Origin of the sequence: Pedobacter cryoconitis (assembly GCF_014207135.1) — a bacterium.
Taxonomy (GTDB): Bacteria; Bacteroidota; Bacteroidia; order Sphingobacteriales; family Sphingobacteriaceae; genus Pedobacter; species Pedobacter cryoconitis_D.
The window spans coordinates 188,035-213,441 of record NZ_JACHCC010000014.1; the positions used below are offsets into that span (position 1 = coordinate 188,035).

Sequence of the window (25,407 nt, forward strand, 5' to 3'; positions counted from 1 at the left end):
TAGATTATAAAACTTGTAAAATTTTATGGGCAGCCTCTTCCCCTGTATGACTTCCCATGGCAATTCCCATTCCATTGCAACGTACAGCACAAAAAACATTTGGTTTTACCTCTTCAATAATCGGAGAGAACTGAGGCCCGAATGCCATAATCCCACTCCATTTATGCTCAATTTCAAAAGCCGTTTCTGGGAGGATCACTTCTTTCAGTAAATTATACAGTGCATTTTGCACCAGCACCGTATCTCCGAATGCTGTAGTTTCTTCAGCTCCAAAATCCAGGTTTCTTCCGCCTCCTAAAAGGATCCTGTCATCAATGTTTCTGAAATAATAATACCCTTTATCATAATGGAAAGTTCCTTTTATCTTAAGGTTCTGAATCGGTTTGGTCACAACAACCTGTCCACGGCCTGGCACAACAGGTAAATCAGGCAGTAATTCATTCACGAATGCATTGGTAGTCAGCAAAACTTTTTTACTGGTAAAAATACCCTGGTCAGTTCTTAAGGAAACTTCCTCCCTATCTGCCAAAATCTCTTGTACCTTACAATTATTTAAAATCTGAACGCCTAAAGCTGCTGCTTTTGCCAATAGCATTTTCATCATTTTGCCTGGATCGATCTGAGCTTCTAACTTGTTATCGATCAACATGTCAATATGATTGAAACCAAAGGCATTAATTTTATCCTGAGCTACACCATAAACATCTTTTTGTCCTACAATATCTTCAATCAGGGAATTAAAATGGCCCATTTTTGCCAGACATTCTTCTGTGAGCAGATGCTGTTCGGGTCTGAACAGCTCATACCCTCCATTATTCTGATAGGCTATATTTTCATCTCCCAGCAGGCTCCTGAGCTTTAGCAGCCCTTTCCATCTTTTGGTAATCAATTGATGTAGTCCATCTGTACCGGTCAGTTTTTCCTGTTCAATCAATTCCGAAATACTACCGAAACATGCAAAACCTGCATTTTTGGTACTTGCTCCAGAGGGTAGAAAACCTCTTTCCAGGATTAAAACACTCGTTCGCGGACTTGCAGTCTTAAGACTGATTGCTGCATTTACGCCCACAATTCCACTACCAATAATAATCACATCGGCATTAAAGAAATTTTTCTTTTCCCAGTAAGACAGGTTATTAAGCATTTAATAAAATTATAATATTTTATTAAATCTAGTCATCTATGAGGTGAACTTTATCTCTAAATTAATTCCATATACATAATTTCGCGATGTATATAGAATTATATATATTTGAATCATGGCGGTAAATAACGAATTATTTAAAGGCACCCTACAAACCATTATCCTTAATCTCTTAGCTGAGAATGAAAGGATGTATGGCTATGAGATTACACAAAAAGTAAAGACCATTACACAAGGAGAATTAATCTTAAAAGAAGGTGCTTTATACCCGACCTTACATAAACTAGAAGCAAGCGGTCTACTTGAAACCTCAACTGAGGTTATCGAAAACAGACTGAGGAAATATTATTCTCTATCAAAAGATGGCCAAAAAGAGAGGGTAAACAAATTACAAGAGGCTAAAGATTTTATTGCCCACCTGCAACTATTGTTGAACCTAAAACCTGCAATTTAATATGATATTAACTGCACAACAAAATCAGAAAATCAAAGATTATATTTTTGATGCGACAAAATATAAAGAAACCTATCACGAAGTTTACGATCATATTCTAAACGCTCTTACAGATCTTGACGAGGTTTACAGCATTGAATTAGTTACTAAAATTGTTAATGATGACTTAGGAGGTTTAAAAGAAATTAAAAAGCAGGAAGAACTTTATCAAAAACAAGTTAACAAAAGATATACGGGGCTTTTTCGCTTAGAAATAGTAAATACTTTTAAGTGGCCAGGCATATTAAATAATCTTACAATTTTGGCACTGTGCATCTGTTTTTATTATACTGGCAAAAGTGCTCCTTTTAATATGCAGCCCATGACAGTCGCTACCTTTGCTTGTTTTATGATGGTAAGCATTTACATTTTCACTAAAATCATGATGAATAAAACAAAAAATCGCAAATATTCTATCATGGACAATTCATTACGCAATTTAGCTTTTACTGGATTCTTTATTGGAAATTTTGCACTGCTTTTTTTTACCATAGGTAATTTAATTGATTTAAACCGGGACACTATGCTAATTGCTATGCTTTTATTATACTTTTTTAGCAGTGTCTATATAAGGGCTTTTATTAAATTCTACAACCAACAAATTAAAATATTAATTGCATAAACTTACCGACAAAACCCACACTAACTGCTAAACAATTTTAATATATTTGATCTATTCTACTGTCTTTATAAAATATCGCTTAGTTAAAGCGGATCATCCCAAATCCGTGTATCCCTTCATTCTAATGATCGGAAGGATATACTATTCACAAATATTTTATAAAGTACACAATGACAAAATCTATCAAAATAGCACTCTTAGGTGCAACAGGAAAAGCGGGCAAATACCTGCTTCAGGAATTACTTCTTCAGGGTTATCAGGTTAAATCACTGATCAGGAATCCGGAAAACTACAGTATTACTCATCCTTTAATAGAAATCGTTAAAGGAGATATCAAAGATTTAGAAACCACAAGGCTGTTATTGAAGGACTGCAACTGCGTAATCAGTGCGATCGGTCAAAATAAAGACGAAGAACTGATTTCAAGCCTGGCAACCTCGAACATTCTCCGGGTTATGGAAGAACTGAATATCAAACGGTATATTTTATTAACGGGTATGAATCTAGAAGTAGCCGGGGACCAGAAGAGTCCTAAGAATACAGAAGCAACAAAATGGATGAAAGCGACCTTTCCCATCTTTGTTGCGGATAAACAGAAAGCTTACGAAATGCTAAAAGAAAGTAAGATGGATTGGACACTGCTCAGGTTACCCTGGATTGAACAGACAACCGAAAGACGGGGTGTACAGGTAGATTTACAGGATTGTCCGGGTGAGCTGATCAGCACCACCGACCTTGCTGACTTTCTGATCGACCAGATTACAGCTACAGCCTATCTGAGGAAGGCCCCTTTTGTGGCATCAAAATAACAATAAGGAGCCGACCATCAGGTCAGCTCCTTTCAGCACCTTATTTTTTCTCTACTTTGAAATTCTCAAAAGTTACCGGAAAACTCTGCTTACCCGGTGCAGCGGCAACCATACCAATCTGCACTTTCACACCAGGAGGGAAATAGGCCAGACGTAACATCTCATATTTCTGTTGATCGAAAGAATATCTGATTTCTACATAATCTCCTTTGCGCAGTAATTTTAACCAGACAGACTCAGGACTATTATGTCGTGGTACCACCGACCAGTCGGATACTTCGCGGGTTACTACAGCGCTTACATTTTGTACTCCATCCACATACTCAATCCCTGTTTTAATCCAGTTTTTCTCATCTATACGGATCATCAGGCCTGCCTGATGAAAGAGTTCTTTGTAATGTCCTGTTATTTTCACGCTGGCCTCAAAATCGCCTTCAGCTTCCTGAAAATAGAACGGGCCATTATCCCTTTTAAAACCATAGTGGGTAACCTGCCAATAATCAGTATTGGGATCTACCGTAAAATTAAGTTTGTCTGCATTACCTGACCAGGTAACGGGTTGATTGAACCATTTCATAATTGGTTGTTGATTTTGAGCAAATGCGCTTGTACCAGCCAATAAGCAAAGTACAATACTTGTTTTAAGTTTCTTGTAAATTAAATTCGGGTTCATAATTCTAAAAAAAGCAAGATAACAATTTTATAGCTTCCACTTAACAATGCTTTTCTATTAAACTTCTTAACCCAATCATACTTAAGGACAAAATACCAAAACACAGACCGACCCAGGGAGAAAATTCTACGCCGTTGCTGACAATGATCCAGCCACTGACCATCGTACCAACTGAAACCCCCAGGTTTCCAAAAGAGGTAGCCAGGCTATTGGCAAATTCAAGCGCATGAGGTGCTGCCGAGATCATATAGGCTGAGGCATTGAGAAAACATGGCGCATAGAAAAATCCCCAGACGGCAATTATTCCAATGGTTACCCAGATATTTGTACCAGAATACTGCAAAGCAAATGGAATTAATATTGTTCCCAAAAGAAAAACAGCTGTGGTTTTTGGGATACTTTTACTGAGCATTTTTCCCGAGATCCAATTGGAAACCACGCCGGTAATCCCAAACAGAAATAACATATAACTAATCATCTTCTCATCCATATGCTTCACTTTCCCCAGATAATCTGCAAAATAACTGTAGGTCGAAAACCAGGCTGCAATCATAAAGAAATTCATAGCTGTACTGAGCAGGAAAGCAGGTTGCTTCAAGATCATCAGCTGGCTTCCATATGATTTTTTTCCGGCAACCGGCATTAATGGTAAGGCTTTCCATATTCCTAAAAATGCCAGTGCACTAACTCCGGTCTGTACCATAAATGAGGCTCTCCAATTAAACCAACCAGCCAGATAAGTTGCCAGCGGAACGGTCGTTACCATTGCGACAGCAATCCCCCCCAATACAATGCCCATTAACTGATGCTCGTGTTTTTTGTCCCCAGAGGCTACTGCCGCAGCTATAGCGGTAGAGATATATACAGGCTGCAGAAATGCAGGTAATATCCGGACAGTTAATAACAGCCAGAAAGGCGGGGCGAAAGAAGAAACAATCCCGGTAATTAAAAACACAGAAATAGCTGCTAGCATTATTTTTTTGCGGTCAAAACCAGAAAAAAGTAAAGTCATCAGCGGACCGGTTAAAGCAATAACCAATGCAAAGGCACTTAATAATACACCGGCCTGTGCAATGGTGAGCTGATAATAAGCTGCAATTTGTGGTAAAATACCGATTACGCCAAACTCAGTGGTGATAATACCAATTAACCCCAGACAGCCAATGTAGGCTACTTTTTTAGTCATCATCCTATCGTCGTGTTAATCTTCTATCAGTGAATAAAATGCATTCTTGAATAGATATCCCAGGTCCCAGTAAGACTCAGGCATATACTCCTGTGTAAAGACCAGGCCGATCAGCTGCTCTTTCGGATCTACCCAGTAGTGCGTATTGAAAGCTCCTCCCCAAAAGAATGAACCAGGACTCAAAGGGTGTAAATAGCTGTTTCTTTCGTTCACCAGCCCCCAGCCCAGCCCAAACTGAAAGTCTTCATTTTCGCCATTTATTTTCATGTTTTTTGTCAGCTGATTTCGCAGCATCAGCTCAACGGTCTTCTGCCCGATCAGTCTTTTACCATGATAAACCCCTTTATTTAATACCAGTTGCAGGAATTTTGAGTAATCGTAAATTGTCGAACTCAGTCCTGCTCCACCGGACAGATAGATATCATTAGTTACCGGATAGTCCGCAGCATTCCCTTCATAGATCAATCCTTTGTGCTTATTTAGTTTTCCCTTAGTTTTTTCGTGGAGGGCAACCAAACGGTCCTGCTTCTCCTTTGGCAAATGAAAATAGGTATCCTCCATCTCCAGAGGTCCAAAAATCCGCGTACGGAAAAACTCATCCAATGGCATACCACTCCAGATTTCGACCAGACGTCCAAGTACATCTGTGTTTAATCCATAGGTAAATGCAGCACCCGGTTCGTGTAAGAGTGGCTGTCTGGCCAGTAATGCTATCCGCTCTTTTAAAACGCCCTTACTGCCCAACCCTGTAGATACACCCGCTTTTGCATAAATGGCGTTCATCCGCTCATCTATTGAGAAGACAGGATAACTCAGGCCAGAGGTATGACGCAATAAATCACGGATGGTAATCTCTCTTATCGGTGCAACACTAGTATAACTGCTGTCTGCCGGGTTAAAACTTTTCAGCACCTTCGTTTTCTTAAATTCAGGTATATATTTGGAAACTGGTTCATCCAGCAGAAAATGGCCCTGTTCCCATAACATCATCACCGCCAGGCTGGTTATAGCTTTGGTTTGAGAAGCTATCCTGAAAATATGGTTCGTCTGCATTACTTTTTTGGTTTCCAGATCTGCATAACCAAATGCTTTGTCGTAAACCGGCTTTCCGTCTTTCAGGATCAGGATATTTATCCCGGCGGTTTGCTGGGTTTTGATCAGCTGCTGCGCCAGACTATCAATACGGTGTAATTTTTCAGATCTGATTACTGTTGTCTGTGCCTGCAAATTCAGCCCTGTTAAGGCCATAGTGAGCACTAATGGGTATTTAGTCATTTCTATTTATTTAAATTGAGCTGGCTAAATTAAAAGGTAACCCTTACTTTTGAAGGTAATACACCCATTGTATGGTACATACAAAAAAGTAAGTAATGGCAAAAATAAAGGAGAATTCGACCAATAACCTCAACCGGAAATACATCATAACAGACTGTAACCTAACCTATTCAATATGTATGGTTGGCGGGCGCTGGAAGCTGCTTATTCTATGCAATCTGGAAAATGGAAAGTTAAGGTTCGGCGAGCTGAGAAGTAAGATCTGTAATATTACTGAACGTATGCTGACGCTGCATCTCAGAGAATTGGAAAATGATGGTATAGTCAAACGTACGGTTTATGCTGAGGTACCGCCAAAAGTTGAATATGAACTGACGGATATAGGCAGGGAACTGATTCCGATCTGGGAACAGTTAAGCAACTGGGGTGAAAAGCACAGAGCGATGACGAGACCGGAATAAACAGAAAGGGGAATTTACATTCCCCTTTCTGTAATCATATGCCCCAGTAACTGGATTAGCTCTTCAGACAGGTCATCGTCTGATGCCCACCTGATTCCGTGATTCAAATCCGCTTCGGGATATATCACCCCTATTACTGCTGGAATTACCACATCATTTAAGGTTTCATCGTAAGAAACAATATACTGGTTATCTGCTGCTGCGGTAACTGTCACTGTGTGGTGTAAAAATCTTATACTGAACTCGTCCATCTTCTTAATATTTCCTGGCAGGATTAACCTGCTACCTGGATTGGACAGTACACATTTTGTGCCATTCTGATCAGCCCTTTAAAATCTTACTCTTCTCTGTATCAAATTCCTCCTGGCTCAGTATTCCTGCATCAAATAGTTCCTTCAGATCCATTAAAGCCTGCTTTTTAGCTGCCATATCATTTTTAGGCGCTTCAGTTACCGGTACCTGGTTAACCACCGGTTTGACAACTGTTCCCGGAGCACTGAATTTTAAAATCAGTTCAGTGATCTCATTATAACCCTTGATATTGGAATAATCAATTGCTTTTTGCTCTTTCACGTTAACGACAGTGACATCTGCACTGTTTTCCAGTAAATATTTCACAATATCTTTCTTCCCGTTTGCAGCTGCATAATGTAAGGCTGTATTACCTGATTCATCCTGATAATTAACTTTAGCTTCGCGCTCTACCAGCAGTTTTACCATGCTTAAATAGCCATTTTTAACTGCGGCCTGCAACAGGCTTTCTCCACTGCAAATCTCATTGTTCAGGCTAAAATTGTTGCCTAATGACATGTCAGCCGCGCTTTCTACCCAGTCGAGGTAAGAATTCATCGCACCGTCAGCAGCAGTAATAGGTTTAGCGTAATTTACATCCAGCCCGTTATCCAGGAATAAGCTAACAATCTCTTTCTGATTATGCGAACAGGAGTACCAGATAGGCGATAAACCACTTTTTGAGGAAACAAAGATGTCAGCTCCACTTTTCACCAGTAATTTCACTGATGCCTGGTTATTTTCATAACAGCTGATCAACAAAGCACTTTCTCCTGCATCATTAATATGGTTAACGTCGGCACCGTTATCCAGTAACAACTCGAGCATGGAACTGTTTTTAGCTTTAGCGGCTAATAACAAGGCAGTGTCACCTAAATTGTTGGTCTTATTAATAGCTGCACCAGCCTCCAGCAGTAAATGTATAACCTCCTTATTTCCGCTGCCTGCAGCAATCAGTAAAGGTGTTTCTGCATCGTTATTTTCTACATCTACTTCTAACCCCTGCTCTATCAGCTTTTTCAGCACTTCTGCCTGGCCTGTTTTAGCAGTAAGATGTAAAAAGCTATTTCCATGTTTATCGTTTATACCAACTTTGGCCTCTTTCTCGATCAGATAAAGCGCAGTTTGCTTCTGTTTCTGCAACAGGGCAAAGAAAAGCGGGGTCTCTCCATTATGATCTTCGTAATCAATATCCGAGCCCTGGTCTGCTAATATTTTCACAATATCCAGGTAACCTCTGTGCGCCGCATAATGCAAAGCTGTACGTCCTTTTTCGTCCGTATATTTAATATCGGTATCACCGGCAGAAAGTAATAGTTCTGCGATTTTTCTATTGCCACCTTCACAGGCAATCAGGAATGACATTGACATATATTTATTTTGCTGAATTAGAAATTAGTAATTGTACAGTCTTGGCTTTCAGATTATTGTTGGAAGCCAGCATCAAGGGCGTTTCTTCCTTTCTGTTGATCAGATTGACGTCAGCCCCCGACTCAATCAGCAGTTTTGCCTTTTTATAAATCTCCTTTGCCATACGTTCATCCAGCACAACATTATAGGCACATACTTTATGCAGCAGGGTTTCTCCTTTATCATCCGGCTCATTGAGCTCAATTTTGTCCATAGCCAATACGGTTTCAAGAGACTCAAATGATTTTTCTGCCAGCCAGTCCAGACCAGATTTCTCCTGGTCATAATGAAGCGCTGTCTGTCTGAGGTCAGCACCAGCCTCTATCAGTTTCGGTAAAACAGCGGGATAATAATCACTGATCGGACGGCTTAGATAAGCTAAAAGAAGTGTATTTCCATTGTTGTCCCTCAGGTCAAAATCAGGGGTTACATGGGCAGCCAGTTTATCATAAACAGCTACACTTCCCTGATCCACTACTGCCTTATAAAAAGCGGTCTCACCATGCCAGTCCTGTTCATTAGGGTCAGCCCCGTTCTCTAAAAGCAAATCCAGATATTCGGGTTTATTCTGACTGACGGCTACCATTATCGGCGTAGTCTTTTCTACATTGGCCTTATTGACATCTAACCCTTCCGAAATTAAGGTCTCCATATAAGCCATTGTTTTTTCGGCAGGAGCCATTCGCTTATTCAGCACCTGGTAAAGAAGGCTCTGCTCAGCATTATTGATATAATTCACGTCACAGCCTGCGTTGATCAGGCATTTAATAATGGCAATATCCGCAGTATTTTCAAGCGCATAACCTAATAAAGTCTCGTTTTGTATATCATCGTTGATATTCTGCAATTTCCCTACAAAATCTGTTAAGAAATTCAGGGACTCTTCATCCACTGGTAAACGACGGATGATCACATCAAAAATAGTATTCCTGAAAGAATCGTATTCGTATATATCTGTTTCTATTGTTTTATCAGCAACCAAAAGATCAATAATCTCATATTGTTTTGCCTGGATTAACTGATCAAAGGGCAAGTTAAAATTTGGCTGCTTAATAACTTCTTTAGAGATTTTCTCTCCGCTTTGGAGTAATGCTTTCGCTTTTTCAAAATCCCTTTGCTGGATGGCATTTACGATTTCACTTTCAATTCTCATTATTCTTTTGGTTTGGATGGTTGGGATCGTGTTTAAACACAACTATAATTATTCTTTTACAACTATAATCAAATTACGATCCAATATTCTGCCCAATAGAAAAATAGAATAAATGAATTTTAAATGGACTGGTCTTTAGTCACTGATCTGCTTGAAATGCGCTTTTTTGTAAACATCTTTCCGTAAATGGACTTTGAGGTTTTTGAATGTTTCCAAAGGGCCTTTTGTTGCGAAAAGATTTGTTAACCAAGCTGGTATATCTCCCATCGGATCCACTTCCAGCATATATTCTGCTTTGACATGATTTTTACCCAGGGGGATGATTGTCCACTTTCCCACAGAATGACTGATTCTGACTACATTTTTCTTTTCTGCGACATATCCGGGGATACAAGGCGAATTCACTGTAATAATTTTAGTTTCAGGATGCTGTTCAACCTGGATATGAACGACGTAATCCCGGTCTTCAGCAGGCCATGGAACAGCTACTTTGGAATAATAAATCAGATCGAGCGGAGAGTCCTGCTTAATCAGAATGTTCTCTTTACTGTGATAAACCCATTCATTACAGGTCTTGATATCTAAAATTGCAGCTACGAGCTGAGATGGTGTAGCCTCCAGCTTACAAATTACTTTGATTGCCTTGATTTTAGAGTGTTCCATCTTCCTGGTAAAAACCTCAATACCATCACGATCGACTGATAATTTCCATTTTTCCTGTCCTGAAACAGGTTTAAAACTGGTAAAGAGCAAAACTGAGGTTAAAAATATAGTATAAAAATAGCTTGAACGACGCATACAAAAACACCGGATCGAAAGGTGATTTACCGGGTTACAAAAATACATAAATCGTATTTTCTTACCTATTTTTGTAGCTTTATATAAGTCATCATCAAGTAATTATACCAAAATAGGATGCCTATCGTTTACATTTCATTATCTTTGTTTAAATAAAATCTGAAAAAGCTCCTCAAAAATAAATCTATCTGAAGAAAAACAGTACCTAATTAATTGTATAAAATTCATAGCACTTAAACCCCATTCTATGAGAAAATACCTTTTAGGCGGAGCAGGCTTAACTTTAGGCGTACTTACTCTGACCATTTTAATTAGCTGGATCCCTTATTCAAACCGGAATTTACCGGAAAAAATTGTTACCCAGGACTCTCTTTATAATCTGCATGTCAGCAAAATCTATTATGCAGCCCATCTCGAGGAAAGCGGTCTCAGACCTGAAGTTTTTGAAAAAGCCCTAACGGGATTTTATAATCTTAAAAACACAGGTAAAGTTTCAGCAGAAAAATCAATTCTTACTGTCGCCGATTTCGACCAGAACAGCACTAAAAAACGGCTCTGGATCATAGACCTGGCAAAAGATTCTCTTTTACTCAATACCTGGGTTGCCCATGGTTCCAGGAGTGGTGATGATCTGGCTACGCGTTTTTCTGATGCTACCGACTCTAATGAAAGCAGTCTTGGTTTTTATATAACAGGTGAGATTTACAGAGGTAAACATGGCCGTTCGCTGAGACTTGACGGTATGGATGAAGGTTATAATTCTAATGCGCGCAGACGCTCTATTGTAGTCCATGGCGCACCTTATGTTAGCCAGAGTACAATTAATGAGCTGGGAAGGCTCGGACGCAGTCAGGGATGCCCTGCGGTGCCCGCTGAGTTATCTGAAAAGGTAATCAATACCATTGAAGGTAAAACTGTTATTTTTATCAACGGAAGTCATCAGAACTATTTCTCGAAATATCTGGATTCGCATCTTGCAGCAAATATTATTGTCCCGATGCAGGATAGCAGTTTCATTGCAAAAACATAAGTGTTGTACTTTAATAGTACAACACTTATGTTTTTTTGTTAATTTCTTTGCCTTAAGCCAGAAATAACATCACAAAGTAAGTCAATCTCTGCGCAGGTATTGTAAAAAGCAAGAGAAGGTCTTACCGTGGCTTCAACTCCGAATCGTCTTAAGATTGGCTGTGCACAATGATGTCCGGATCTTACTGCGATACCTTCCTGACTCAAAGCTGTTCCCACTTCGGCAGTGGTATATCCATTCAATACAAAAGAAAGTACGCTGGTTTTTTCAGCAGCAGTACCAATCAATCTTAGTCCTGAAATCCTTTCCAGTTTTTGAGTAGCATATTGAAGTAAAAAATGCTCATACTCGTAAATATGATCAATCCCTAACTTTTCTACATAATCAATAGCCGCGCCTAAGCCAACTGCATCCGCAATATTTCCTGTACCCGCTTCAAATCTGGCAGGTGCATTGTGAAACTCAGTATGTTCGAAAGTTACATCCTTAATCATATTTCCCCCACCTTGATAGGGTCTGGTATAGTTTAGTAAGTCCTCTTTACCATACAATACCCCTATGCCAGTCGGTCCGAAGATCTTATGTCCCGAAAAAACAAACCAATCCGCATTCAGCTGCTGTACATCTGTGCGGATATGAGAAACGGACTGTGCGCCATCTGCGAGCACCCTGGCACCAGCGGCATGTGCCATATCTACAATTTGTTTTGCCGGAGTTACGGTACCTAGGGCATTGGACACCAGCGTAAAGGAAACGAGTTTAGTCTTTGCATTTAATAATTTTCCGTACTCGTCCAACAGTATCTGTCCATCATCATCTACCGGTATCACCCGAATAGTTAACCCTTTCTTTTTAGCTAACAATTGCCATGGAACAATATTGGCATGATGCTCAAGATGGCTGAGGATAATTTCATCACCTTGTTGCAGGTATTCTTCTCCCCAGCTCCCTGCTACCAGGTTTATAGCTTCAGTAGTACCTCTTACAAAAACGATTTCATTCGTAGAGCGGGCATTGATAAACCGGCTGATCTTTTGTCTTGCCCCTTCATAAGCATCCGTTGCACGGGCAGCCAGCTCGTGTGCTGCACGGTGAATGTTAGAGTTTTCATGTTCATAAAAATAACTTAACCGTTCAATTACCTGCCTGGGTTTTTGGGTTGTAGCCGCATTGTCAAGCCAAACTAAAGGCTTTCCATTTACATGTTCAGAAAGAATTGGAAAATCATTCCGTACCAGGTTTACATTAAAAGCTGGCTGGAGATTTCCATGGCTAAACTGATTGAACGCAGAAAAATAGTAAGCATTTTCAGTTAATTGACCCGATTGAAAAGACGGCAACTGAGCGGTGGGACTATAAGTCTGTATTCCAGCCAAAACCTGCTTCAATTCCTGTTCAAATGGCCTCTCCGATTCAAACGGAAGAGAAAAAGCTGATCCCCCTATAGGTTGATAAGCCGGTTGTTCAAAATTTCTGGTAATTGGTTGCTGTCCGGACACACCTCCGCTTCCGGCGGTAGATCCTGGAATATGCCCAAGTCCTAAACCATTGGCATCTGGTAAACTTGTTTGCGGATTATTCAGATCTACCGAGTTTCCCTGGTATATTGCTGCATCTGTAAGTCCACTCCCGTTTCTTTGGGCCACGTCATGATTAGAAGGCAAAATATCCTTTGCAGGCAAAGGACCAGTTACATATCCTCCAGGTAAAATGGAGAAAAGTTCATTGGCGAGTTTTTCTAAAGCATGTACATCAGGCAGTCCATTTGGGCCATTAATTGTATTACTCATAACAATTAGTATTTATACTCGTGATATTTATTGATTTCAACTTCCTCTAATACGGCAATCGCATCGTCTACCAAAACAGCTAATGAGCAATAAAGAGAAACAAGGTAAGAAGCGATAGCCTTTTCATTGATGCCCATGAAACGAACTGATAAACCAGGAGACTGCTCTCCCGGCAGGTCAGGCTGATACAATCCAACTACCCCTTGTCTGCTCTCTCCGGTACGGATCAGCAATATTTTGGTTTTGTTGTTCTCTATTGGTACTTTATCTGAAGGGATTAATGGGATACCTCTCCAGGTAATGAATTGAGAACCAAACAAGGATACTGTGGGAGGTGGCACGCCTCGTCTTGTACATTCACGGCCAAAAGCAGCTACAGCTAAAGGATGCAGCAGGAAAAATCCTGGTTCTTTCCAAACCTTTGTAATCAGCTCGTCCAAATCGTCAGGTGTTGGCGCTCCTGTGCGCGTTTTAATCCGCTGAGAAGCTGTAATGCTGTGCAGTAAACCATATTCTTTATTGTTGATCAACTCGCTTTCCTGGCGCTCTTTGATCGCTTCAATGGTCAAGCGAAGCTGCTCACTGATCTGATTGTAAGGTTTACTGTACAAATCTGACACCCTGGTATGGACATCAAGAACGGTGTTAACTGCACTTAAAAGGTATTCCCGTGGCTGTTCGACGTAATCGACAAAGGTATTAGGCAACACACGCTCATCTCTGTTAGAGCAATCTACATCAACTGATTCACCATCTTTGACTCTGTTTACCCTATAAATACCAGATTCAACAGGGGTCCAGCTTAAAAGATGAGGTAACCATCTCGGTGTAATAAAAGGGGCTTGTGGTACTGTCCGGGTAGCAATTGCCAATGGTCTGGCCGCAATATCACTTAGCGCTGTTTGTTGGGTGTTTTTCACTTGTCCTGCCATATTTTTTTTTGGTTTAAAGGTGTAAATCAAATATATAAATAAACACGACTAAATTAGTAGTTTTTATTTATATATAGATATACATGCTTATAGCCAATTGAAAAACACCAATTAATTACAACATATTTCCAAAAGATATTAACGAATAACCAGCATATAACCTACCCCCCTGATATTTACAATTTCTATCTGAAGTGTATATTCCTGTGAAACTGATCAGCGTATCACCATTTTGAAGAAGATACAAAAGGTTCTTTTGTCAAAGGGAAAAACACCGATTTTGTGATTTTGGATAAGAACCCAATAAAAACTGATCCAATAAAATCAAAGTAGTAGAAACGATTAAAGAAGGTAAAACTGCTTACAAAAAAAATAATGTTTCGCAAAAAAGCCCCGTTAAAGGGGTTTAAATTGATCTTATTCATAGTAGACCATATGATGGTACCAGTTTTTTAATCATGAATGATCTATTTATAATAATCCCAGATCTCTTTTGAGATTACAGCAATTACATTGGTAGCTCTTTCTTTCGGGGCCTTAAAATCAGAGACAAATACTGAAATAGCGAGATGTTTACCATTAGGCAAAGTAACAATACCAATATCATTGAAAGCAGCCATTATCCCTTGTTTATTTACGCCTGATGCACCCGTTTTATGAATAAATTCAGTATCATTAGGTAAAAGAGTCGTAATTCTTTTGCCCCAATCAGGTAGTTCTCTCATGATCTGAATCAAAAAATCATTACTTGATTTTGAAAGTAGTTTTTGATGATACAAGAGTTGAAGTAATTGCAGCGAGGCAGCAGGTTTACACCAGTTTTTATATTGTAATGTCCAATCCTTTTCCATCTCTCCTTCTGTATAGACAATAGAAATATCTTTTACTCCTGCATCATGGAGATATTTGTTTACTGCGGCGGGGCCACCAGCTACCTGAGTATATAGAAAGTCGCACGCATTGTTATCACTTTTTGAAACGGTATAGGTTAGCAGATCTGCCAAGGTCATGTCAAGATCCTGGTTAGGAAAATCCTTTACCATCGGGCTCCAGGTATTAGTATCCAGTTTCTCTTTAGGCATATGGAACTTTTGGCTTAGTTTTAATTCTCCTTTATCCACCTTTTGCAGTATGGCAAAAGCAAGTGGGAATTTAAAAACACTCATCATTGGGTAACCATGATTTCCGTTAATGATAAAACCATCCTTAAAATCTATTCCCTGCACGCCTACACCAATTTTTCCTCCGGCCGTATCAATAATGTGTTTAATTTTTTCTTGTAATTGCAAGCTCGACTGCGGGCTATGCTGAGCGAATATAATTTGTGGGATAAGCAATAACGTCAGGAGAATAGGTCTAAGAATTTTGAATTTTATCATAGTGCAAAAGTAGAACTTTTGATTAGAAAGAACTGGCCCATCCTCTTTCTGTGCAAAAAAGAAAGGTCACTTGAATACTAATTAATAATAGGAAAACGATCCTTTTCATCATGGTTTAAGATTTTGGTTTTACTAAAGAAACGGTGGACATAAAATGGAGGATACCAAAATGTACATATATTTCTAACCCAATACTTCATCAATCATACCGAATTGCTTAGCCTCAACTGCCGTCATCCAGTAATCACGGGCAGCAATTTCATTGATCTTATCATAACTCTGACCGCTGTGTTTGGCAATAATATGATATAATTCGGTTTGAACTTTAAGTACCTCCTTTATACTGATATCCATATCCGTAGCAGTACCCTGTGCACCACCACTAGCCTGATGAATCATCACCCTAGAGTGTTTCAATGCTGAGCGTTTGCCCTCAGCACCAGCACATAGCAATACTGATCCCATGGATAAAGCAACCCCAGTACAGATTGTAGCCACATCTGGTGATATCAATTGCATGGTATCATAAATCCCAAAACCGGCATAGACTGATCCACCAGGACAGTTAACATATAACTGGATATCTTTCTTTGCATCGGCAGACTGTAAAAAGAGTAATTGTGCCTGTACAACATTAGCACTCCTGTCATCGACAGGCTCTCCCATAAAGATGATCCTGTCCATCATCAATCTTGAAAAGACATCCATCTGTGCCACATTTAATTGCCGTTCTTCAGTTATATAAGGTGTCATAGCCATCGGGCCGGCATTAGATGATATCCGGCTGATATAACGATCTACGTATAAACTATTGATACGATGATGTTTTATTGCATAATTGCGAAATTCGTTCTTGTTCATATTCTGTGTCTTTTTAAATTTTGGGCATAAGTTTCCCTACTCTCTTGAATAGAAAGATATAGTTGTTTTTCAAAAATTACTGCGAAAGGTTATTTACCGAAAAGCTGTATGATCTTTTGCCTGAAAGAATAGTGTTCCGGAGCTGTAAACAACTTTTCGTGCACTTGTTCTATTTCTTTTCTCAGCTGCTGTCTTCCATATTGCTGGATCAGACTGTACGTTTTTTCCTGCCAGAAAACACTGTCCTTTAGATTTGGCTGTAATATAATACGGGCTTCAAGCAGGATTCTATCTGCTTCTTTTCTATCTGACAAAAGATATTCTTCAATCAGAAGCAGCTCATTCCATGATGTCTTCATAATTTAATGATTTTTCTTTTACAGTTTCTTTTATTTTCTCCAGACATTTAAATTTCTGAACAGTTGCTGATCTTGGGCCCGAAAATCCAAATCGCTCTGCAAGGCTTTCCATATTTAGCCTTTCATAATAAAAAGCGCTTAGCAGTTGCATACATTTCTGACCTGCTGTTTGCAGCAAATGGATCAATCTGGACAAAGATATCTCTTCATAGACGGAATCAACAGCATCAAGATCATTATTGAGATCAAGAGAAAATTGTTTACTGGTCACTTTATACCGTTTATTCCAAAGGAATTTTGCAATGCCAAAAAGATATGCTTTTTCAGTGCACTGAAGCGTTTTTCCTGTATGCTGAACTTTTTCATAATAAATGATCAGGGCATCTTGAAAAATATCTTTGGCTTCATCGAACGAGCCTCCCATTTTCTTCACATGACTTGCCACAAGGGGAAAAGCATCTTGATACAGCGACATGAGTAAAGCTTCGCGATCGTTTGGTGTTTTTTCTTTATCAGGCTTTGGGTCCATAACTACTATAGTTTAATAGTATGTGCTTATATAACTTCAAATATCACCTAAATTCTGCAATTATTTTTGACGCTGGATTTTATGCATTACATAGTTTAGCCAAATATAGACCCATATCTTCCATTTGGGCTCTACTTTTTGGGCTTGGCTACGATAGTAAAACTTATCAAAATATCATTAACAAGTAAACTGGCTTATGCGAAAGAGATATTGGAAACTGGCAATTTTACAATCACGGAAATAGCTAATAAATTTAATTTTACAGATGCCTCACATTTGATTGAACAATTTAAAAGCACATTTAGCATTACACCTAAAGAATATTTAACGCTCCTATAAATATGCCCTTGAAAGTACTTTATTATTATTACACATTAACGATTTATATGCCTATGCAAAAGAAATAAATGTGGGTGTCCGAGGTCCGGATATACTGGTGTACAGAAAGGGACAAATGGATAAACTATGGAATTATAAATCCTCAGACTGCTCAAAAAGTCACCGTAAGTGAAATTTACAATTTTGCCAAGAACTACCTGAAAGTGGATTATATATTTTGGGGCCGACAGGAACCTTTCTACACTAAAAAAGTAATTCCGTTTCTGAAATAGGAGAAAACAAATTTTCCGCATATTTACTGTCGGATCATTTAAAATTCATCCAATCATGAATCACCCGAATGGCACAAAAAATTATTTTTAAAACGATATAATCAACAAATAATGAATCTTCCTCTTTTTTCAGTTATCCTCCCTGCCAAAACATACAAATCAGTTTTAATCCTGCTGTTTTTCTTCCTGACCGACCTTCAAAGTACCTTTGCACAGGAAGTAAAACCAGTTGAAGCTGTTCATAAGACGACGTTTACCTATGGCGTTAAAGATAAACAGGAGCTGAAAATGGATATTTACAGTAACCAGGATTTAAAAGTTAAGCAACCTTGTGTGATGTTTGTCTTTGGAGGCGGGTTTATCAGAGGTTCAAGGGATGATAAATATTATACCGCCTATTTCAATAAACTGGTCGCTCACAATTACAAAGTAGTTTCTATAGATTACCGGTTGGGTCTGAAAGGAGTAAAAAAACTTTCCGCCCTTCATACTAAACCCTTAAAAAATGCCATAGACACTGCGGTGGCAGATCTTTACAGCGCCACGGCTTACCTGCTTAAAAACGCAGGCACATTGGGCATTGACAGCACCAGCATTATCATATCCGGTTCCAGTGCCGGAGCGATAACGGTACTGCATGCCGACTGGGAAAAAAGAAACCATACTGGTTTAACCCGTCAGCTTCCTGAAAAATTTCAGTATGCAGGTGTTATCTCCTTTGCAGGAGCCATACTAAGTTATAAAGGTACTCCATCTTATCAGATCGCCCCTGCCCCCACCATGTTATTTCATGGGACAGAAGACAAACTGGTTATGTATAATAAACAACGCCTTTTCAACAAAGGTTTTTTTGGTTCTAACTATCTGGCTAAAAGATTCGACGCAAATAGATATCCTTATTATTTCATGCGGGTACACGGAATGGGGCATGAGATCGCAGGAGTTCCAATGCATAAAAATCTGAATGAGATATTATGGTTCATAGACAACTATGTTTTCGAAAAAAAACAGTATCTGATCACTGTTGATTACAACGATCTGCAACAGAAGCGAACATTGATGGTTACACCTGATGATCTCTACAAATAAGAAGGAATAAAAAGGCCATCGGTCACAAAATAAAAGACTATATCAGCAAATTTGGCCGCTTGACGACAATTTGAGCGACACTCATTGTTAATGTGCGTCATTATCTTGATATTTAATCCGTAAGCCACATTTTTTTTAAGCATATCTTATGAAAAATTATCCCTTCATTTTAGTTATACTATTACTTACCTCTTGTTCACATTTGGGTGATCTGGTTGACAAAGAAAAATCGGATTCTTATTTCATTTCTTCAAGTGGACAACTGTCGTATTCCCAAAATGGCAACTGGTTTGAATTGGGAAGTTATAAAATGGATGCTGATCCGAAAACATTCAAGGTTTTATCCACTGAAATTGGAGAAGATAAAGCTTTCGTATTCTACCTTGGCATAAAGCAGAAAGAAGTAGACCGTAACTCGTTTTACATGGATAAAGGAATACCAAAGGACAAGTTTTCAGCGTATTTATTGTCGGATCATTTAATGAAAAAGATTGAAGGTTCTGATCCAAAAACATTCGAGTATTTAGCTATTGATACGTTAAATCATTCCTGGGCGAGAGATAAAAACAGCTATTACCTGAATGTGGCAAAATTAAAGGTCGATAGAAATACCTTCAGGTTTCTCAACAAGCAATTTTCAGAAGATAAGGATTCGGTCTATGCAAATTCAGAAGATGGGGAATTCAAGTCATTTCTGCTAAATGACGGTAAGATGAAGACTTTAAATAGCAAATACATTATAGACCAAAAGGCCATTTATTATGTAGAAACCTCACCCAAAATTAAAGTGTTATCAACTCCCTTCAATCCCTTGCAAAAAGTCAGATTTATGAATGAGGATGTATTATGTGGAGATGATCAGGTCATATTTTATGGTAAAGCATTTAAATACAAAACAGTTGACGTGAACTCATTTCAATTGTACTTCCCGAAAGATAAATTTAGCCTTTATGCAAAAGATAAAAATAATGTTTACTATGACGGGGATATCGTTGCTCAGGCAGAGGTTAATACCTATGTACCGCTAAAATTTGGTTTTGGTAAAGACGCTAAAAACGTATATTATAAAACTAATCTGTTAAAAGGGGTTGATAGTAAAAGCTTTAAAGAAATTGAAACGAATGGTGCTGTAAACGGGAAAAAATATACCGCCGTATTTGGAGATAAATCTGGTCATCGGTTTGACTGGGATGGGAATAAAATATGATCTACCTTACCACCTCACTTAAAAAAACGGGAGCTACTCTCTTTTTGGTAGCTTGCTCAAAGGCATAGGCCAGCGCGAATAATGTCCCCTCCGTATAAGCCCCTCCCATAAATGATACACCTACTGGCAAGCCATGGTACAAGCCACCGGGAACAGTAATATGGGGATATCCGGAGATAGCTGCAGGTGAAGAGAAACTCATTTCATTTACCTGATCGCCATGGATAATGTCGATGCTCCAGGCAGCCCCATAGGTAAACCCAGTAATTGCATCCAGTCTATTTACCTTCATCAGGTCATCGAGAATGGCTCTGGAGGCAAGCATTTTGCTCAACGCATCAGTATATTCTTTACTACCAAGATCCCCTTTCTTATCAGACATTTCCAACAGTTCCTGTTTAAAGAATGGCATAGCATCCTGCCCATGATCATTATTGAAAGCGATGAGTTCTTTGAGTGATTTAATGGACGAATTTGATTTGGACAAATACTTGTTTAGTCCATCCTTAAATTCATATTGGAGTACATCAAACTCAGGGTCACCAAGAGCCTGTAACCGATCATGGAACTCTACTTCTATGATTTCGGCTCCTTTACTTCTCATCACATCTAGTGCTTCTTTCAGAATTGGTGCACCACTGGCTTTTGAATTCAGCATCTTTTTATCTATTCCAATTCTTTTCCCTTTCAATGAATCAGGGTCAAGAAAACTGGTATAACTGCTTTTCGCTGCGGCTTTAGATTCCAGAGTCACCTTATCTTCCGGATCTCTTCCCATAATCACATCCAGTAAGATTGCTGCATCTTTAACCGTTCTGGTCATTGGCCCGGCTGTATCCTGCGTATGCGATATCGGAATAATACCCGAACGACTAACCAATCCAACTGTGGGTTTAATACCTACAATACCATTAAGTGATGCCGGGCAGGTAATCGATCCATCTGTTTCTGTACCTATGGCCACAGCGCAAAGATTAGCTGCAACTGCAACACCCGATCCTGCACTCGACCCACCAGGGCTATGATGCAATACATAAGGATTCCTGGTCTGCCCACCCCTGCTGCTCCATCCTGAGGATGATTTTGTCGATCTGAAATTGGCCCATTCACTCAAATTGGTTTTTCCGAGCAATACTGCTCCTGCCTCTCTTAGTTTTGCTACAATAAATGCATCTTTTAAAGCCTTATTTCCTTCCATTGCAATTGAACCAGCTGTGGTCAGCATTTTATCTGCAGTATTAATATTGTCTTTGATTAATACTGGTATACCGTGTAAAGGCCCTCTGACATTTCCACTTTTTCGTTCATCATCCATTGCACTGGCGATACTCAAGGCATCAGGATTGAGTTCTATTATAGCATTTAAATGGGGGCCATCTTTGTCAATTGCAGCGATACGCTTTAAATATATTTCGGTAATGGTCTTTGAGCTATACTCACCGCTCTTCATCTTTTGTTGTAATACATCAATTGTGACCTCATCAAGTTCGAAGTTTTCGGTAGTCAAAACTGGTTTAACTGGTAATTCTTTAGCCTGAGCCTTAAATGGTGGTATCCCAAAAGCTAAGAGTGCTAAACCGGCAATTGAATTGCCCATGAATTTTCTTCTTTCCATGATGATAGATCTATAAGGATATATAATAAAATGATGATTTACTAAATATCATAAATTATTGTTTATCTCCTACATTCATCAGCTATATTTTCTTAGGTATTAAGCTTAAATCAAGTATGACACACCATAGACTTAACAACCAAACAATTCTGATTATCAAGTGTTTATTAATAATCTACTCAAACATTTATATTATGAAGACGAAAATTAATGAGAAAGGCCATTTGAATATCAATCTTAATTCATCCTTCAAACCACATGGTTATTACTTCCATCCTGATGAAGACTTCAGAGAAGACTGGCAATGGGGAAAAACTCAACAAGCTCAAGAGCAACCTTTGCATTACTCACAGATCAAAAAATCAATTGAAAAGTTTAAATAATGTATGATTGCTAATCATCATGGAAAAAAAAATAAAAAAGGAAAAAGATATTCATATAGCTGCTATAAAAGTTGAAAAACCAGAAAAGCTAAAAACTCAGGAGCCATTGGCAGAGAAAGATGAAGTAAAGCAAGCGGAAGAAAATATGCGCGAACGGCAAAAGCATAAAGAATAGACTCCCCAAAAAATCTTACCATTATGACTACAACAGCACAAACAATTCCACAGATCACACAAGAATTCATCAAAAAATATGAAGCGGCCTGGAGCAAAGGATCTAAAGAACTTATTAAACTCTATACCCCGGACTGTATTTTAGTCGGTTATCAGACGGTTCAAGGTAGCCCCCAAATTTCGGAATTGTTACAGGGCATAATTAATCAGGGCTGGACTAGCATTAGTATCAAACAAGTCTTAAATAAATCACTTGACGATAACAACATTCTGCTTGCCTGTGAATATACCGCTATTGGATCACCAGCACTCAATGGACAACAAATGACAGCAAAATCTTCTTATGTTCTGACTCAGGAAAATGGAGAATGGTTAATTGCCATGCATACTGCAACATAACTTTCACCTGATCAACCTCTTCATTCCATGAAATGATTAATATTAACTAAATACACTTTTGGCCTTATGAATAACTTTCTCCAGGTCAATACCTTTTCCGAGAACGCCTTTAAACAAATCACCTTCTGATCTTAACCGGTCTACCGCATTCAAAATATTAAAGTCTTTCATGGACAGCCCAGGTTTTACTTCATCCCAGTGCAAAGGCATAGAAACTGTTGCACCTGGTTTCGGACGTAAAGAATAAGGTCCTGCAATGGTTGCACCCGGCCTGTTCTGAAGAAAGTCCAGATACATTTTACCCTTTCGTGCAGAAATCATCCTTTCCAGAGTTGTATACTCTGGTATTCGCTGGTGGACCAGACTGACAATAATCTTTGCAAATAGCTGCGACTGTTCATAACTATAACGTGCCGCCAGAGGGATGTATATATGCATTCCTGTTGAACCGGAAGTCTTACAAAAGCCAGGCACCTCCATTTGATCCAGTACCTCCTTTACAATTCGTGCTGCTGCTATTACCTGGTCAAAAGTATTTTTATCAGGGTCAAGATCTATCACGCAGTAGTCCGGATTATCCATTGATTTTATCCTGCTGAACCAAGGATTCATTTCTATACAGCCCAGGGAAGCCATCCAGAGTAATGTCGCTTTATCTGTACCTACCAGGTATTCCTTATGGTCTCCCTCATTCGTTGTATGTGGAACAGTTTCCGCCCAATCAGGAACCTTCCCCTTCACATCCTTCTGATAGAAACTTTTCCCATTGATCCCCCCTGGAAAACGGTTCAGCGATAGCGGTCTGTCTTTCAGATAGGGCAAAATATATTCAGCTACCTGATCATAATAGTTAAGCATATCTCTTTTAGTTATCTTATCCAGTGGCCAATAGAACTTGCTCAAATGTGTAAACTTCAGATCGTGTCCATTTATCTTACATACCTGGATTTCATCCTTAGAATTGAGGAGCGTTTTGCGGGTAACCTGCACTACTTTTTTCACTGAAAGATCCGGATCAACAATAGCTTTAGCCTCTGTAGCTGTTTCGCGGATTACGTCTTTAGCTTTTTTGTCAACGCGCATGCCAAGGAAAGAGGGATGACGAAAGACACCATCAGCAGTAACTTCAGTAAAAGCAATCTCACAAACCAATTCTGGTTTTATCCAGGTAGCCTTAACCCGTGGCGGGTGCGGAGTTCCAGAAAAAGGACTTTTATCTGTGATTAAAGGTTTGAACTCTGCAATCATCATTTGTTGCATTTTGTCAGAGAAACCTGTCCCCACCTTTCCGGCATATTGCAAGTTTCCATTTTCATAAACACCTAGCAACAGGGAACTAAATTGCCGGGATGTATCTTGATTTTTAGTAAAACCAACAATGACTACTTCCTGTCTTTTATTGACTTTTATTTTCAGCCAGTCGCTGGAGCGGTTGTTCACAGTATAGGTGCTGCTTGCTTTTTTAGCCATAACCCCTTCTAGTCCCATTTTTTGAGCTGCTTTAAAGAAGTCAGTCCCACTAGCATGAAAAACCTTACTTAGACGTATTCTTTCGTCTGCTTGCGGCAGGACACTTTCTAAAATGTACTGCCGTTCTTTTAATGGAAGACCGGTCAGATCCTTTCCATCGTACCAGATCAGATCAAAAACACAATAAACAAGATGACCATCTGCCTCACTACGCCAGTTTTGCAATGCGGAAAAATCAGAAATCCCTTTTTTGTTCAATACCAGAATTTCGCCATCAACCACCGCATCTATTTTCCAGGTTCGGAGCAAATCATATATAGGATAAAATTTTTCATTGAACTGCTTATTATTTCTGGACAGTAACTGAACATCACCGTTTTTTAATGTATAAGCGAGCGCCCTGTAACCATCCCATTTTACTTCATACACCCAGTCTGGATTATCAAAAGGTTCATCGACCAGGGTAGCCAGCATAGGTTTTATGCCAATTGGAATCTTTTTCTCTGGTGCCGTTTCAAGTAAAGATTTAACATTTGCTATTTCTTTTAAAACATTCGTCTCTGAAACAGGCAGATCCTGTTCATGACCATTAAGCCACATCTTTTCACTTTGTTTGGACATGGCTGCAATGGTCTTTCCAGACAACACTGACTTATCTTTTTCAGTAATGTCAGAGGTAGAAGCAAACTCATCTTTATGTTTGATCAGCAGCCATCCATTCTCGCCCATCCCCCGGGTTTTCACCAGAGCATATTCTCCTTTCAGCTTTTCTCCATGCAACCTGAATTTCAATGACCCGGTATGCAACAAATGACGTAAATACTTATCCTGTGTTTTCTTACCCTGGATATCTTCAATAGGTTCATAAATTCCTTCATCCCAAACAATCACAGTACCACCCCCGTATTGACCTTTAGGAATGATCCCTTCAAAATCCTTGTAATTATAGGGATGATCTTCAACCATCATAGCCAGCCGCCTGATTTTAGGATCGGTAGAAGGGCCTTTGGGAATTGCCCAGCTTTTCAATACTCCTCCCATTTCAAGTCTGAAATCATAATGAAGATTCGTCGCATCATGCTTCTGAATCACAAAATGCAGCTTATCCTTATCTTTGGATTGACCTACCTTAGGCTCTTTAGTTTTAGAGAAATCACGTTTCTTTTTATACTGATCTAGTCCCATGTCACAATCATTGAATGAGTAATTAACAATCAGTATCCTGTTCTGTTCTAAAAAGCAGAAATGAAACAAATTTCAAATC

At 39.1% G+C, this 25,407-nt stretch carries 27 protein-coding genes; 11 read left to right on the forward strand and 16 right to left on the reverse strand.

The window, feature by feature from the left end; all coding sequences use genetic code 11:
• Positions 1–4 precede the first annotated feature (4 nt).
• Positions 5–1,144 carry an NAD(P)/FAD-dependent oxidoreductase gene (locus HDF25_RS23425; protein ID WP_184628834.1) on the reverse strand — a complete coding sequence of 380 codons (1,140 nt, stop codon included), beginning with the start codon at positions 1,142–1,144 and terminating at the stop codon, positions 5–7.
• Positions 1,145–1,259: 115 nt separating this feature from the next.
• On the opposite strand from HDF25_RS23425, the gene HDF25_RS23430 reads away from it, so the two are divergent.
• From HDF25_RS23430 to HDF25_RS23440, 3 genes are all read left to right on the forward strand, one after another.
• Entirely contained in the window at positions 1,260–1,598 is a 339-nt protein-coding gene (locus HDF25_RS23430) for a PadR family transcriptional regulator (protein WP_184628835.1), read from the forward strand.
• Between the two features lies 1 nt (position 1,599).
• A complete protein-coding gene (locus tag HDF25_RS23435; RefSeq protein WP_184628836.1) occupies positions 1,600–2,259 on the forward strand; it encodes a hypothetical protein in 660 nt (219 codons plus the stop codon).
• Positions 2,260–2,429: 170 nt separating this feature from the next.
• Entirely contained in the window at positions 2,430–3,068 is a 639-nt protein-coding gene (locus HDF25_RS23440) for an NAD(P)-dependent oxidoreductase (RefSeq protein ID WP_184628837.1), read from the forward strand.
• A gap of 40 nt (positions 3,069–3,108) precedes the next feature.
• Here the strand turns inward: HDF25_RS23440 and HDF25_RS23445 are convergent, their stop codons facing one another.
• Genes HDF25_RS23445 through HDF25_RS23455 form a run of 3 tightly spaced genes read right to left on the reverse strand, consistent with a single transcriptional unit; the run spans position 3,109 to position 6,202 of the window.
• Positions 3,109–3,741: a DUF1349 domain-containing protein gene (locus tag HDF25_RS23445; protein WP_221451011.1), complete on the reverse strand. Its 633-nt coding sequence runs from the start codon at positions 3,739–3,741 to the stop codon at positions 3,109–3,111.
• Positions 3,742–3,781: 40 nt separating this feature from the next.
• On the reverse strand, positions 3,782–4,930 hold the full coding sequence (locus HDF25_RS23450) for an MFS transporter (RefSeq protein ID WP_260409448.1): 1,149 nt from the start codon (positions 4,928–4,930) through the stop codon (positions 3,782–3,784).
• A gap of 12 nt (positions 4,931–4,942) precedes the next feature.
• Entirely contained in the window at positions 4,943–6,202 is a 1,260-nt protein-coding gene (locus HDF25_RS23455) for a serine hydrolase domain-containing protein (protein ID WP_184628838.1), read from the reverse strand.
• A gap of 95 nt (positions 6,203–6,297) precedes the next feature.
• Between HDF25_RS23455 and HDF25_RS23460 the strand changes: the two genes are divergently transcribed.
• Entirely contained in the window at positions 6,298–6,663 is a 366-nt protein-coding gene (locus HDF25_RS23460; protein ID WP_184628839.1) for a winged helix-turn-helix transcriptional regulator, read from the forward strand.
• 14 nt (positions 6,664–6,677) lie between these two features.
• Here the strand turns inward: HDF25_RS23460 and HDF25_RS23465 are convergent, their stop codons facing one another.
• The 4 genes from HDF25_RS23465 to HDF25_RS23480 form a co-directional block, all read right to left on the reverse strand.
• The gene (locus HDF25_RS23465; protein ID WP_184628840.1) at positions 6,678–6,914 is read right to left on the reverse strand and encodes a hypothetical protein; all 237 of its coding nucleotides are present in this window, start codon (positions 6,912–6,914) and stop codon (positions 6,678–6,680) included.
• Between the two features lie 70 nt (positions 6,915–6,984).
• On the reverse strand, positions 6,985–8,319 hold the full coding sequence (locus tag HDF25_RS23470) for an ankyrin repeat domain-containing protein (RefSeq protein ID WP_260409449.1): 1,335 nt from the start codon (positions 8,317–8,319) through the stop codon (positions 6,985–6,987).
• Positions 8,320–8,329: 10 nt separating this feature from the next.
• Positions 8,330–9,517, reverse strand: coding sequence for an ankyrin repeat domain-containing protein (locus HDF25_RS23475; RefSeq protein WP_184628842.1), 1,188 nt, complete (start codon positions 9,515–9,517; stop codon positions 8,330–8,332).
• Between the two features lie 135 nt (positions 9,518–9,652).
• The gene (locus HDF25_RS23480) at positions 9,653–10,315 is read right to left on the reverse strand and encodes an START domain-containing protein (RefSeq protein WP_184628877.1); all 663 of its coding nucleotides are present in this window, start codon (positions 10,313–10,315) and stop codon (positions 9,653–9,655) included.
• A gap of 247 nt (positions 10,316–10,562) precedes the next feature.
• Between HDF25_RS23480 and HDF25_RS23485 the strand changes: the two genes are divergently transcribed.
• Entirely contained in the window at positions 10,563–11,345 is a 783-nt protein-coding gene (locus tag HDF25_RS23485; protein ID WP_184628843.1) for a murein L,D-transpeptidase catalytic domain family protein, read from the forward strand.
• A gap of 38 nt (positions 11,346–11,383) precedes the next feature.
• On the opposite strand, the gene HDF25_RS23490 is transcribed toward HDF25_RS23485, so the two are convergent.
• The 6 genes from HDF25_RS23490 to HDF25_RS23515 all read right to left on the reverse strand — a co-directional run bounded on the left by HDF25_RS23490 (position 11,384) and on the right by HDF25_RS23515 (position 17,195).
• A complete protein-coding gene (locus tag HDF25_RS23490) occupies positions 11,384–13,135 on the reverse strand; it encodes a family 2A encapsulin nanocompartment cargo protein cysteine desulfurase (protein ID WP_184628844.1) in 1,752 nt (583 codons plus the stop codon).
• 5 nt (positions 13,136–13,140) lie between these two features.
• On the reverse strand, positions 13,141–14,067 hold the full coding sequence (locus HDF25_RS23495; RefSeq protein ID WP_184628845.1) for a family 2A encapsulin nanocompartment shell protein: 927 nt from the start codon (positions 14,065–14,067) through the stop codon (positions 13,141–13,143).
• A 467-nt stretch (positions 14,068–14,534) separates the two neighbouring features.
• Positions 14,535–15,446 (reverse strand): class A beta-lactamase, subclass A2, encoded by a 912-nt coding sequence (gene bla / locus HDF25_RS23500; protein ID WP_184628846.1) that lies wholly within the window; start codon positions 15,444–15,446, stop codon positions 14,535–14,537.
• Between the two features lie 183 nt (positions 15,447–15,629).
• Positions 15,630–16,307 (reverse strand): ATP-dependent Clp protease proteolytic subunit, encoded by a 678-nt coding sequence (locus tag HDF25_RS23505; protein ID WP_184628847.1) that lies wholly within the window; start codon positions 16,305–16,307, stop codon positions 15,630–15,632.
• 89 nt (positions 16,308–16,396) lie between these two features.
• Positions 16,397–16,666, reverse strand: coding sequence for a hypothetical protein (locus HDF25_RS23510; protein ID WP_184628848.1), 270 nt, complete (start codon positions 16,664–16,666; stop codon positions 16,397–16,399).
• Positions 16,647–17,195: an RNA polymerase sigma factor gene (locus HDF25_RS23515; RefSeq protein WP_184628849.1), complete on the reverse strand. Its 549-nt coding sequence runs from the start codon at positions 17,193–17,195 to the stop codon at positions 16,647–16,649. Before HDF25_RS23515 ends, HDF25_RS23510 begins: the two co-directional genes overlap by 20 nt.
• Before the next feature lie 144 nt (positions 17,196–17,339).
• Here HDF25_RS23515 and HDF25_RS25990 point away from each other — a divergent pair, with 144 nt between their 5' ends.
• The 3 genes from HDF25_RS25990 to HDF25_RS23530 all read left to right on the forward strand — a co-directional run bounded on the left by HDF25_RS25990 (position 17,340) and on the right by HDF25_RS23530 (position 20,102).
• Entirely contained in the window at positions 17,340–17,534 is a 195-nt protein-coding gene (locus HDF25_RS25990) for a helix-turn-helix domain-containing protein (RefSeq protein ID WP_184628850.1), read from the forward strand.
• Between the two features lie 383 nt (positions 17,535–17,917).
• The gene (locus HDF25_RS23525) at positions 17,918–18,895 is read left to right on the forward strand and encodes an alpha/beta hydrolase (RefSeq protein WP_184628851.1); all 978 of its coding nucleotides are present in this window, start codon (positions 17,918–17,920) and stop codon (positions 18,893–18,895) included.
• A gap of 148 nt (positions 18,896–19,043) precedes the next feature.
• Positions 19,044–20,102, forward strand: coding sequence for a DKNYY domain-containing protein (locus tag HDF25_RS23530; RefSeq protein ID WP_184628852.1), 1,059 nt, complete (start codon positions 19,044–19,046; stop codon positions 20,100–20,102).
• A gap of 1 nt (position 20,103) precedes the next feature.
• Here the strand turns inward: HDF25_RS23530 and HDF25_RS23535 are convergent, their stop codons facing one another.
• Complete coding sequence (locus HDF25_RS23535; RefSeq protein ID WP_184628853.1) at positions 20,104–21,717, reverse strand: amidase; 1,614 nt, start codon at positions 21,715–21,717, stop codon at positions 20,104–20,106.
• A 194-nt stretch (positions 21,718–21,911) separates the two neighbouring features.
• Here HDF25_RS23535 and HDF25_RS23540 point away from each other — a divergent pair, with 194 nt between their 5' ends.
• Genes HDF25_RS23540 through HDF25_RS23550 form a run of 3 tightly spaced genes read left to right on the forward strand, consistent with a single transcriptional unit; the run spans position 21,912 to position 22,673 of the window.
• Complete coding sequence (locus tag HDF25_RS23540) at positions 21,912–22,100, forward strand: hypothetical protein (RefSeq protein ID WP_184628854.1); 189 nt, start codon at positions 21,912–21,914, stop codon at positions 22,098–22,100.
• Positions 22,101–22,119: 19 nt separating this feature from the next.
• Positions 22,120–22,275, forward strand: coding sequence for a hypothetical protein (locus HDF25_RS23545; RefSeq protein ID WP_184628855.1), 156 nt, complete (start codon positions 22,120–22,122; stop codon positions 22,273–22,275).
• Positions 22,276–22,298: 23 nt separating this feature from the next.
• Positions 22,299–22,673: a nuclear transport factor 2 family protein gene (locus tag HDF25_RS23550; protein ID WP_184628856.1), complete on the forward strand. Its 375-nt coding sequence runs from the start codon at positions 22,299–22,301 to the stop codon at positions 22,671–22,673.
• 42 nt (positions 22,674–22,715) lie between these two features.
• Here HDF25_RS23550 and ligD read toward each other — a convergent pair whose 3' ends face one another.
• Positions 22,716–25,328, reverse strand: a complete 2,613-nt coding sequence (ligD, locus tag HDF25_RS23555) for a DNA ligase D (protein ID WP_184628857.1) — start codon at positions 25,326–25,328, stop codon at positions 22,716–22,718.
• Positions 25,329–25,407: the final 79 nt, after the last annotated feature.